Raw genomic sequence first — 11,343 nt, forward strand, 5'->3', positions numbered from 1 at the left:
GTTACTGTCCCGGAACCGGTGTCCCCGGCCCGGCGTCGTCCTGATCATGATTGCGGATGCGGCAGAGCTGGCCGATGACTGGGAGTCGATCAGGCAGGGGTACTTCCTGGGTGAACCCGACGAGACCCTGCTGGAGTGCGTCAACCGGCTCCGTGCGGCCCGGGCGGCCGTACCCCAGGATCCGGACGTCACAGCCTTCTTCACGCTCGGACTGGTGTCGATGTACGGCCACGCGGCGTCGGAAGCCGACCCCGAGGTCGCCGACGCGGCCGCGCAGATGCTCCTGGCCGCGGCCTCGGACCCGGCCGTCGCGAACCGGGTGTGCGGTCACGGGACTCACCCGTGCGACGACAGCGACGTTGACGGACAACTGGAGTCCTTCGAGATGCTGCTGTCGTTGCTGGCCGGGGACTCGGAGTACGCGTGGGAAGACCTCGACCAGAACGGCCGGGAACCGGGGGAGGAGTCCCGCTGGCGCTGCCCGCACAACGTGGCGGGCTTCGCCCGGTGGGCCGCCGCCGCGATCCGCTGAGCCCTCGGCGCCGCCTGCGGCCTCCCCCGATCGCGCGACGGAGCGGGGCGGCCCCGTGATGCTCCTCAACTGGCGAGGGCTACCACCGCACCGACATGGACGGCTGCACCCAGTTCTCCTGCACCGGCGACGTCGTGGACGCGGTCGACATGTACCCGTGGGACAACCGCCTCGAGATGACCTGCGACATGGGAGCGGGCGCGAGCGGCGGCCCCATGGCCACCACCGATGGGCGGATCGTCGGAGCCAACTCCCACGTCGACACCGACGACCAGGACCAGCGGGTCAACGACCACCTGTACTCGTCCGACCACGGCGACCAGGCCGTAGCGGTGATCAACGCGATCAACGCCGCGAACTGATCCAACCGGCACCCAGCGGGCCCCGGCCGACCGGGCCGGGGCCCGCTCCGTCACCCGCCCGCGGGTCGTCCCATGTCCGGGTCGATGTCCTCGGCGGCCGGAGCGTTGACGATCCTCTGGTGCAGGTAGCGCTCCCGGATCTCGTCCGTGGTCAGCACCTCCCAGCCCTTCGGCAGCTCCTTGCCCGCACGCTTGAGCTCGGCCGTCCACGCATCGACCCGACCCGCCCGGGTCTTCGGCACCACCGACTCCGCCGGCTGCTGCGCGCCGATCGTCACCGGAGGCGAATCGTCCTCCTGGACGGCCGCCACCGCGAAGCCCAGCGCGCCGCCCGCCACAAGCGCCGCTATGGCTATGCCCCAGCCTGTCCGCGTGTCATCCCGCTCCCCCCACTGGCCGCACCCGTCAGTGCCGTGCCACAGCCCGGCGAGCAGGACGACCGCCGGCGGCGAGCAGGAAGCAGCCCAAGGGCCGAAAGGGCGCCGCTTCGCACCCCCCGGGGACGTACCGGGCGCCGCACCCACCGGGCCGCTCCGGTGGGTGAGCGACCGGCGCCGCGCAGTGAGGCAGACGCTCGTGCGAGAGCGGTGGCGTGCCGCCAGGGTGACCATGGAAGGTATGGAGGAAGCGCATCGGGTGTCTCCCTGCGGGCAGGCGCGGGATGAGTGATCCGGACCCGGTCGACGAGCTCGTCAGCGGTGCGGCCCAGGACGCCGGCGGCTGGCTGGGTGCGCTGCCGGTCGCGCAGGTGGCCACCAGCGCCGACGGCACGATCGTGCGTTGGAACCGGGCCGCCGAGGGGCTGCTCGGCTACAGCCCGCAACAGGTGATCGGACGGCACATCGCCGAGCTGTTGCACCCGGGCGCGGACAGGAGCCTCGGCCGGTCGCTGTGGGAGGCCGCGGCGGGCGGGCGGGGGGTCATGGGCACGGTCACCGCCTGGCACCGCGACGGGCACCCCGTCGAAGTGGAGATCTGGGCGAGCCCCGTTCCCGACCGGCACGACGACGCCTCCGCGATCCTGCTCTTCGCCGCCGAGGCGCACGCAGCGCGGCGTATCCGAGGATCGTCGGCGGTGTGGGACGGGCTGTTCGCCCGTTCCCCGGTCGGTATCGCCGTCCTGGACACCCAGCTGAGGTTCCTCCGGGTCAACCGGGCCTTGGAGCGGATGAACGGCATGTCGGAGTCGGCCCATGTCGGCCGGCGCCTGTCGCAGCTGCTGCCCGAGGTGAACGCCGAGGACATGGAGGGCGCGATGCGGCAGGTTCTGGACAGTGGGGAGCCGGTCCTGGACCGCCGCCGGATCGGCCGCACCCCGGCCGAGCCCGACCATGACCGGGTGTGGTCGTGCTCGTACGTACGCGTGGAGGACCCGGGCGGCCGGCCCATCGGAGTCATCGCCTCGCTGCTCGACATCACCGACCAGCAGCGCGCCCACACCGAAGCCGAGGCGGGACGACGCAGGCTCGCACTGCTCAGCGAGGCGTCCATCCGGATCGGTTCCAGCCTGGAACTGGAGCGCACCGCCCAGGAGCTCGCCGATCTCGCTGTTCCCCGCCTCGCCGACGCGGTCACCGTCGATGTCCTCGACACCCTTGCCCGCGGCGACGAGCCGGGCATGGGCCTGGACGGCGGTGTCGCCCTGCGCCGCCTGGGCAAGGCCCCGTTGACCGGCTCCGCGGTCACCGATGCCCTCGCCCCGCTCGGCCGCACCCTCGTCTTCCCGGGGGCCGCGCCCTACACCCAGGCCCTCGCCAATCGCCGACCGTTCCTGTTGGCCGGTCTCGACGAGAAGGCCATCGCCCCCGCCGCCCGCCACACCAACAGGCCCGCGCAGCTGCTGCGGATCGGCGTGCACTCGTTCATGATGGCCCCGCTCTTCGCGCGGGACCTGGTACTCGGCGTGGCGACCTTCTACCGCACGCGTCCCACCGGCCCTTTCAGCTCCGACGACGTGACTCTGGCCAGCGAGCTGGCCGCCCGTGCCGCCCTCAGCATCGACAACGCCCGCCTCTACCACCGAGAACACGACACCGCCCTCACCCTGCAGCGGAGCATGCTGCCGCAGCACATCACCCCGCCGCCCGGGATCGAGGTCGCCCACCGGTACCTGCCCGCCAGCGACGTCAACGAGGTCGGCGGCGACTGGTACGACGTACTCGACCTGCCCGACGGCAAAGCGGCCCTGCTCATCGGCGACGTCATGGGCCACGGCATCCGGGCCGCCGCCGTGATGGGACGGCTCTCCGCCAGCGTCCGGGCACTGGCCAGGCTCGACCTCGAGCCCGAGGAACTGCTGCACCAACTGGAAGCGGCGCTCGACGACCTCGCCGAGCCGATGCTCGCCACCTTCCTCTACGCCGTGATCGACGTGGCCACCGGACGGTGCCGTATGACCCGCGCCGGCCACCCGCCCCCGGCCATCGTCGGCCCCGACGGCACCGTCCACCTCGTCGACCTGCCGCCCGGCACCCCCCTCGGCGTCGGCGACACCCGCTTCACCACCACCGAGACCACCTTGGAACCGGGCAGCCTCCTCGTGCTGTACACCGACGGTCTCATCGAGGCCCGCGACAGCGACATCGACCAACGCCTCGGCGAACTCACCCACGTACTCGGCCAGCCTCACCTGTCCCTGACGGGACTGTGCGACAGCCTCCTCACCTACCTCGTGCCGGGCTCGGCCGACGACGACATCGCCCTGCTGATCGCCCGTTTCACCGGCGGCCGTACCCACCAGCACCTGGGCGTGGAGCGGCAACCGACCTGACCCGGAACCGGACCGCCCTTCAGAACCGCATGTTCCGTCAGGACCGCATGTTCCGTCAGGACGGCATGCTCTGTCAGGACGGCATGTTCTGCTCCGCCCAGACCACCTTGCCGGTGACGGTCCGGCAGGATCCCCATCTGCGGCAGAGCATGTTGATGAGCTGAAGCCCCCGGCCGCCCTCGTCGCTGAGCTCCGCATGCTGGATCTGGGGCAGGTCGGGACCCGTGTCGGAGACCTCCACGATGAGGCGCTCGCCGCGCATCAGTCGCAGCTGACCGGGGCCGTTCCCGTAGCGCAGGGCGTTGCCCACGAGTTCGGAGACGACGAGTTCGCAGACGTCGGCGAGCTCCGCGAGGCCCCACGCGGCGAGTTGGCCGGTGACCAGGCCACGGGCGACGGAGGCGGCAGGGCCCTCCTTCGGCAGGTCCCACACGCGCAGATCGCCGGGCGGGAACGAGGAGCCCGCCGCGACGACGAGCACGGCTTCGTCGAACCGCGCGGCGCCGGCCGGTGCGCAGTCCAGCAGACGCCCCGCTTCGAGCGCCCTCGGAGTGAGGCCGAGCGCCGCTGTGCGCAGCCGGTCCAGTTGGGCGTCCAGGTCCTCGGTCCTGGACTTGAGGAGTCCATCCGTGTACATGACCAGGTGACTGCCGTCCGGTACCCGCATGCGCAGCGGGTCGTACGGGATCACTCCCGCGCCGAGGGGCGCGCCGGTCGGCACGTCGACGAAGGAGGCGGAGCCCGGCCCGTCGACCAGCAGGGGCGGCAGGTGCCCGGCGCTGGCGAGCGTGTAGCTGGAGTCGGCCGGGTCGTAGACCGCACACAGGCATGTGGCGACCTGTTCGTCCTCCAGGTCGCGGGTGGCCAGGTCGAGCCGCGCCAGGATCCGTTCCGGGGCCATGTCCAGGGTCATCAGCGTGCGGGCGACCGCCCGCAGCCGTCCCATGGTGGCAGCGGCGGGCAGCCCGTGCCCCATGACGTCGCCGACCACGAGGGCTGTGCGTCCGCTGGGCAGGGCCACGACGTCGTACCAGTCACCTCCCACGCCGTGGCCTGCGGTGGAGGGTGCGTACTCGGCGTGCACCTGCAGACCCGGCGTCGTCGGAGTCACCCGCGGCAGGAGGCTGCGCTGCAGTGAGACGACATGCTCGCGCTCGCGTCCGTACATACGGGCGTTGTCGATGAAGACGGCCGCTTTGGAGGCGAGCTGTTCCGCCAGGGCGAGATCCGTGGAGGAGAACGGTGGCGTCCCGGGGCCGCGGACGAAGTCGGCGCTGCCGAGCAGCAGCCCGCGGGCGATCAGGGGCACGGCCAGGTAGCTGTGCACACCGGCGGCGCGCATCTTCGCGGCCGCACTCGCGGTGGGCGCGACGCGGGCGAAGTCGTCGTCCTTCATCCGGCTGAGCAGGACCGGCTTGCCCTGGCGGAGGCAGTAACGGTGGAGGAGTGTCTCGTGCTGCGTCTCTGCGTGGACGAAGGTCTCCCCCACCGGTGTCGGTTCCAGGGAGGAGAGCTCCTCGATGGCACACAGTGCCGTGGCCCGCATGGCGGGGACGCCGGTCGCTGCCGACCGGGCGCCCTCGTCGCCGCGCAGGACGCTCTCGAGGATGTCGACGGCCGCTCCGTCGGCGAAGCGGGGCACCGTGAACTCGGCGAGCTCCTGCGCGGTGCGCTCCAGGTCCAGGGTCGTGCCGATCCTGGAGGTGGCGGAGTTCAGCCAGGCAAGCCGACTGCGCGTGGTGAACCGGTCCGGCGGCACGAGGCCCCTGCCTCGGCGAAAACGCGGGCTCGCGCTGCGGGAGCCGTACGCCGATGCACCGCTAGCTGTCCAGGACCGGCTGGTCAGGCGCCGTTTGCGGCTGCCGCCGTTCACCGATTCGGCCTCCTGTCACGTCTCGACGCCCCTGGTGCACAGTGTGCCTTGGAAGGGGCTGCCACGCTTCCCGAATGTCAGGGCAGAAAGTACACGACACGGCGCCCCTTCTCCCCTGTTCAGGAGGGGGGAACCAGGACGACGTCCAGGCAGTTGTGTGCGGGTCCTGAGCGTGGTGGGACCGGAGGGGCCCGGGCGGGCTCCTGGGTCGGCCCGCCGGACGCCGCCGCCGCCCCCCATAGGCCCCTCTCCGGTCGCCGCCCCCGAGCCCTCACGTAGAGTGGGGCTCGGGCCGTGACTGGCGCTTGAGGTGGATCACCACCGGGGAGCGGCCCCGCGGAAGCCGCGCACTCGCGCGGAGCCGTCGCTGCCGTGCGCCTGGGCGATCACCCTGTCCTCGACGACGCCCAGGAGTGGCCCATGTCCACCAGCACCGCCTCCCTCATGGACGGCACCGCGCTCGCCCGCCGCACGGTCGAGGAGACCGCCGCCCGTGCCGCAGAGATCACCCGCCGCACCGGTGTCACGCCCTGTCTCGCCACCGTGCTCGTCGGCGCCGACCCGGCGTCCGTCACGTACGTGAAGATGAAGCAGAACCGCTGCGCGAAGGCCGGAATCCGCTCCAAGCACGTCGAGCTGCCCGCCTCGACGACGACCGAGGAGCTCGTCGCCGCGATCACCGCGCTCTCCGAGGACCCCGAAATCCACGGCATCCTCCTCCAGCACCCCGTCGGGCCGCACATCGACGAGCGCGCCGCCTTCGAGGCGATCGCCCCGGAGAAGGACGTCGACGGCGTCACCATGGCCTCCTTCGCCGCCATGGGCTTCGGGCTGCCCGGCTTCGTCTCTTGTACGCCGGGCGGCATCATGCGCCTGCTCGACGAGTACCAGGTCGGGCTCCGTGGCAAGCGGGCCGTGGTCGTCGGCCGTTCCGCCATCCTCGGCAAGCCGGCGGGCCTGCTCCTGCTCGGCCGCGACGCCACCGTGACGTACTGTCACTCCCGCACCACCGAGCTCTCGTCCATCGTCCGCGAGGCCGACATCCTCGTGGCGGCCGTGGGCAAGCCCCGCTTCATCAAGGGCGAGGACATCAAGCCCGGCGCCGTCGTGATCGACGCGGGCTACAACCCCGGCAACGTCGGCGACGTCGATTTCGAGACGGCCGCCGAGCGGGCCTCGCTGATCACCCCCGTACCGGGCGGTGTGGGTCCGATGACGATCGCCGTACTCCTCGCCCAGACCGTCGAAGGCGCCGAGCGTCAGCTCGGTCTCTACTAGTCGCCACTAGCACGACCGTGGAGTGTGTACGGTCCGTGGGCCGACAATCTTTGTCACAGTTCTGTACGGGCCGTGCTGCAACTTGCCGTCAATGCGTCGCCATGGATCGTCAGATCGGCCGTCGGCGGGTGAGCCTGGTCATCATGTCCCCGCTCTCCGCCGACCTGTCGTCGTCCTTCCGGTACTTCCTCGTGCCGATGCTCCTCCTCGCGGCGGCCGTCGTGATCGTCGGCCACTACGGCGGCGGGGAGGAGCCGCAGCCGTCGGACGACCCGAAGCCGGTTCGGGCCGCCGCGAGTGCCGGGACCGGGCCGGGTACCGGTCAGCAGGCCGGGCCCCAGGGCGGGATCGCCTCGCGCCGGCCGTCGGCGCTCCCCGCCGCGGTCACTCCCACGCCGACCGCCTCCGTCGCCGCCGCACCTGTTCCGACCAGGGCCGACTCCACGTCACCCCGGTCCAGCTCTCCCGCCTCCGCCGCGCCCGTCCGCACCTCGCCCCGCTCCGGCGCGGGCGGAACCACAGCGCCCGCCACCGGCCCGGCCGTTCCCTACCAGCGGCTCCGGGTGGGGGAGTGCTTCGACATCGACCGGGCCGCTCCCGGCACCGTCGTCCGGCGCGACTGCCACCGGCCCCACGACGCCCAGCTCGTCGCCATCGCGCGGCTCACCGGCGACTACCGGAGCGATCAGGAGGTACGGGACCGGGCGGCGGAGCTGTGCCGGGTGCCGCTGCGCGGCAAGGCCGCGGAGCAGCCGCTCGGCACGCGCTGGACCACCTTCGTCCAGTACCCGTACCGGAGCGGCTACCTCCTCGGCTCCGACGCCGTGGCCTGCAGCCTCGCCGCGTACTCCGGTGACGGCGCGGAATCGCGGGGCTCCGTGGCGAAACTCACCGCCCCGCTTCTGTGACGGTTCCCGAACCGGTGCCGGTGCCGGTGCCAGTGCCAGTGCCCGCGTCGCCGTCGGCGTCCGCGACTGTGTCCGTGTCGTCGCCCTCGCGTCGGCCTGTCGACAGGCCGGCGAGCGCGGCCGCGGGGTCCTGGGCCGCGGGACCGGCCGGAACCCAGGTGCCTCGCTCCTTGAGGTAGGGCCACCAGCGGCCGTCCTCGCCGACGCGCAGCTGCGCGTCCGCGCCGACCACCGTCCAGCGCCCGGGCCCGGCCGGCCGCAGCACCGGCCGCTCGGCCGCCTCCCAGGCCTCCGCGAGGAGCGCCTTCGCCCGGGCAGTCGCCTCGGCTCCCGGCGCCCACTCCTCCTCCAGTACGGAGAGGGCGGCCGCGCCTCCCCAGCGCCACGCGCGCGTGGCCAGGTCCAGCTCCGTCCGACGCCGCCCGGAACCGGCGGCCAGCCGCTCGGCGATCCTCGGCGGAGGAGTCCCCGCGGCCAGCCGCACCGCGTCCTGGCGGGCCGTCAGGGGCACTTCGGCGGACGCGTGGCCCGGTGCGAGCGCCTCGGCCAGCATGCGGTGCGCCCGGGCGGCCGCGTCCGCCGCCAGGAACTCCAGCGCCGCCGGGTCGAGGCCGGGCGCCGGCGACGTCTCGGTGTCGAGGGACGGCGGCTCGCCAGGGGCCGGGGGCAGCGTGGGCGGGACGGGCAGCGGCGGCAGGATGTCCCGCGCGGCGAACGCTTCCTCCGCGCTCACCCCTGCCGTGCTCACCCCTGCCGCGCTCATTCCGACCGGGCTCGTTCCGTCCGTCGCGGTTCCCGCCGGGGCGGCTCCGTCCTCGGCCACCGCGCCCGTCGCCGTATGCCCGCCCGTCGCCGTATGCCCGCCTGCCGCCGCACGCCCGCTCGTCGCCGCCGCCCCGGCGGAGGCCGCCCGTGCCGCGCTCCGCTCCTGCAGCGCCGCCAGGAGCGCCCGCTCGCCGCGCCCCCGCATCAGCAGCAGGACGAAAGGGTCCTCGTCGAGCAGCCGCGCCACCTGATAGCAGAGCGCCGTCGTGTGCGGGCAGTGGTCCCATGCCTCGCAGCCGCACTCGGGCTCCAGGTCACCGATGCCCGGCAGCAGTTCGAGCCCCGCGGCCGCCGCGTCCTCCACCAGATGAGGAGGCATATCGTGGTCGAGCAGAGCCGCGATGTGCCCCGCGCTCTCCACCGCCAGGTCCAGGAACCGGTCCCACTCCACCTCCGACAACTCCTGCAGCAGCACATCGCTGCGGTGCGCGGACCCGTCGCCGTCCTTGACGACCGCCGTGATCCGGCCCGGTCGTACCGACACCGCACCCACCGCGCCCGCCCGTGCGTGGCGGCGCCCCTGCTTCAACTGTCGGCCGTCGAGGGCGGTGTCCTCGAGCGCCTTCAGCCACGCACGACCCCACCACGTCCGCGCGAAGGCCCCGCTGCCGGCCGGCGGAAGCGCCGCGAACGTCCGCTCGTCGTCGTGCGTCTTCCCGTCGTACGCGCTCATCGGCCGTCCCCTCCATCCCCTCGCAGCTGGACCAGATCCGCCAGCTCCGCATCCGTCAGTTCGGTCAGGGCCGCCTCGCCGCCGCCGAGCACGGCGTCGGCCAGCTCCCGCTTGCGCAGCAGCATGGCGGCGATCCGGTCCTCGATCGTTCCCTCGGCGATCAGCCGGTGGACCTGCACCGGCTGGGTCTGACCGATGCGGTACGCGCGGTCGGTTGCCTGGGCCTCCACGGCCGGGTTCCACCAGCGGTCGTAGTGCACGACATGCCCGGCCCTGGTGAGGTTGAGCCCGGTGCCCGCCGCCTTGAGGGAGAGCAGGAAGACCGGCACCTCGCCGTCCTGGAAGCGGGCGACCATCGCCTCGCGTTCGGCGACCGGCGTACCGCCGTGCAGGAACTGGGTCCGCACACCGCGCGCCGCCAGATGCCGTTCGAGGAGCCGCGCCATCTGCACGTACTGGGTGAAGACCAGCACACTGGCGTCCTCGGCGAGGATGGTGTCGAGGAGCTCGTCGAGGAGTTCCAGCTTCCCCGAGCGGCCCTCGATCCGCGGGTGGTCCTCCTTCAGGTACTGGGCGGGGTGGTTGCAGATCTGCTTCAGTCCGGTCATCAGCTTCACCACCAGGCCGCGCCGCTCCATCCCGTCGGCCTCGGCGATCGCGGCGAGGGTCTCGCGTACCACCGCCTCGTAGAGGGCCGTCTGTTCCTTCGTCAGGGAGACGGTCCGGTCAGTCTCGGTCTTCGGGGGCAGTTCGGGTGCGATCCCCGGGTCCGACTTGCGGCGGCGCAGCAGGAACGGGCGGACCAGCGCGGAGAGGCGTTCGGCGGCGGCCGGGTCCTCGCCGCCCTCCACGGCCGAAGCGTAGCGGGAGCGGAAGGTGCCGAGCCGGCCGAGCAGGCCGGGCGTCGTCCAGTCGAGGATCGCCCACAGCTCGGAGAGATTGTTCTCGACGGGCGTGCCGGTGAGTGCGACGCGCGCCTTGGCACCGATGGTGCGCAGCTGCCGGGCCGTGGAGGAGTACGGGTTCTTGACGTGCTGGGCCTCGTCGGCCACGACCATGCCCCACGGCACCCGCGCCAGGTTCTCGGTGTCCAGCCGCATGGTGCCGTACGTGGTGAGGACGAACTCTCCTTCCGCCAGATTCTCCAGGGTGCGGGTCGGGCCGTGGAAGCGGCGCACGGGCGTGCCGGGCGCGAACTTCTCGATCTCTCGCTGCCAGTTGCCCATCAGGGAGGTCGGGCAGACCACGAGAGTGGGGCCCGCGGTGGCGGGATCGCTCTGCCGGTGCAGATGGAGCGCGATGAGGGTGATCGTCTTGCCCAGGCCCATGTCGTCGGCGAGGCAGCCGCCGAGGCCGAGGGAGGTCATCCGGTCCAGCCAGTTCAGGCCGCGCAGCTGGTAGTCGCGGAGCGTCGCGGCGAGCGCGGCGGGCTGGGTGACCTCTTGGGGCCCGCCCTCCGGGTCGGCGAGGCGGGCGCGCAGTCGCTCCAGCGCGCCCGTCGCCTCGACCTCGACGCGCCGGCCGTCGAGCTCGGTCGTCCCGGTGAGTACGGCGCCGAGCGCGTCGACCGGGGTGACCTTGCGGTCCTGGGCCGCGCGGGCGCGGCGGACCTCGGCCGGGTCCACCAGCACCCACTGGTCGCGCAGCCGGACCAACGGCCGATCGGCCTCGGCGAGCCGGTCCAGCTCCGCCCGGGTGAGCTCCTGGTCGTCGATGGCGAAACGCCAGTGGAAGGCGAGCAGAGCATCGGCGGAGAGGAAGGACGGCAGCGCGGAGGAGAAGCGGGGACCGGCGGCGGCCGGTGCGTCGTGCGGGCTGTCGGGGTGCGGGTGGCCGGGGTGCGGATGGTCGCCGTAGGGGTGCGGGTGCGGGCCCTCGTGCGTGGACGCTTCCCGACCCGTGTCGGTGAACGAACTGGTGGACGCCCCCTCGGCGGTCGGGCCCTCGTCCGGCGGGCCGATCACCGCGCGGGACGTGAGCCGGTGCGCCAGGTCGCGCGGCCAGTGGACCTGAACGCCCGTCGCGTTCAGCGCTCGTGCCGCGGGGCCGAGGAGCTCGGTGACCTCCTCGTCGGCAAGGTCGACGGCGTCCGGTACGGCCGCCGTGAGCAGCGGGTCCGGCG

9 protein-coding genes and 1 riboswitch are annotated in these 11,343 nt (G+C 72.9%); of the genes, 5 read left to right on the forward strand and 4 right to left on the reverse strand.

The genetic code is table 11. The annotated features are described in order from the left end of the window. Positions 1 to 46 precede the first annotated feature (46 nt). Together J7E93_RS31255 and J7E93_RS31260 are read left to right on the forward strand one after the other, a co-directional pair. Positions 47 to 532 carry a hypothetical protein gene (locus J7E93_RS31255; protein ID WP_215073389.1) on the forward strand — a complete coding sequence of 162 codons (486 nt, stop codon included), beginning with the start codon at positions 47 to 49 and terminating at the stop codon, positions 530 to 532. A gap of 95 nt (positions 533 to 627) precedes the next feature. Then, the gene (locus tag J7E93_RS31260; protein WP_215073390.1) at positions 628 to 894 is read left to right on the forward strand and encodes a hypothetical protein; all 267 of its coding nucleotides are present in this window, start codon (positions 628 to 630) and stop codon (positions 892 to 894) included. A 50-nt stretch (positions 895 to 944) separates the two neighbouring features. Here J7E93_RS31260 and J7E93_RS31265 read toward each other — a convergent pair whose 3' ends face one another. Next, complete coding sequence (locus tag J7E93_RS31265) at positions 945 to 1,232, reverse strand: hypothetical protein (RefSeq protein ID WP_215073391.1); 288 nt, start codon at positions 1,230 to 1,232, stop codon at positions 945 to 947. A 323-nt stretch (positions 1,233 to 1,555) separates the two neighbouring features. Here J7E93_RS31265 and J7E93_RS31270 point away from each other — a divergent pair, with 323 nt between their 5' ends. Beyond that, positions 1,556 to 3,664 (forward strand): SpoIIE family protein phosphatase, encoded by a 2,109-nt coding sequence (locus J7E93_RS31270; protein WP_215073392.1) that lies wholly within the window; start codon positions 1,556 to 1,558, stop codon positions 3,662 to 3,664. A 73-nt stretch (positions 3,665 to 3,737) separates the two neighbouring features. Here J7E93_RS31270 and J7E93_RS31275 read toward each other — a convergent pair whose 3' ends face one another. Then, a complete protein-coding gene (locus tag J7E93_RS31275) occupies positions 3,738 to 5,537 on the reverse strand; it encodes a SpoIIE family protein phosphatase (protein WP_374105455.1) in 1,800 nt (599 codons plus the stop codon). 284 nt (positions 5,538 to 5,821) lie between these two features. Beyond that, positions 5,822 to 5,928: riboswitch (ZMP/ZTP riboswitch) on the forward strand. Between the two features lie 29 nt (positions 5,929 to 5,957). Here J7E93_RS31275 and J7E93_RS31280 point away from each other — a divergent pair. Both J7E93_RS31280 and J7E93_RS31285 read left to right on the forward strand, forming a co-directional pair. Continuing rightward, positions 5,958 to 6,815 carry a bifunctional 5,10-methylenetetrahydrofolate dehydrogenase/5,10-methenyltetrahydrofolate cyclohydrolase gene (locus J7E93_RS31280; RefSeq protein WP_215073393.1) on the forward strand — a complete coding sequence of 286 codons (858 nt, stop codon included), beginning with the start codon at positions 5,958 to 5,960 and terminating at the stop codon, positions 6,813 to 6,815. Positions 6,816 to 6,916: 101 nt separating this feature from the next. Then, entirely contained in the window at positions 6,917 to 7,723 is an 807-nt protein-coding gene (locus tag J7E93_RS31285; RefSeq protein WP_215073394.1) for a hypothetical protein, read from the forward strand. Here J7E93_RS31285 and J7E93_RS31290 read toward each other — a convergent pair. After that, a complete protein-coding gene (locus J7E93_RS31290; RefSeq protein WP_251067340.1) occupies positions 7,704 to 9,221 on the reverse strand; it encodes an SWF or SNF family helicase in 1,518 nt (505 codons plus the stop codon). The genes J7E93_RS31285 and J7E93_RS31290 overlap by 20 nt on opposite strands. Further along, positions 9,218 to 11,343, reverse strand: a 2,126-nt coding sequence (locus tag J7E93_RS31295; RefSeq protein WP_215073395.1) for a DEAD/DEAH box helicase, incomplete at its 5' end; no start/stop codon positions are given. The genes J7E93_RS31290 and J7E93_RS31295, both read right to left, overlap by 4 nt.

Origin of the sequence: Streptomyces sp. ISL-36 (assembly GCF_018614205.1) — a bacterium.
Taxonomy (GTDB): Bacteria; Actinomycetota; Actinomycetes; order Streptomycetales; family Streptomycetaceae; genus Streptomyces.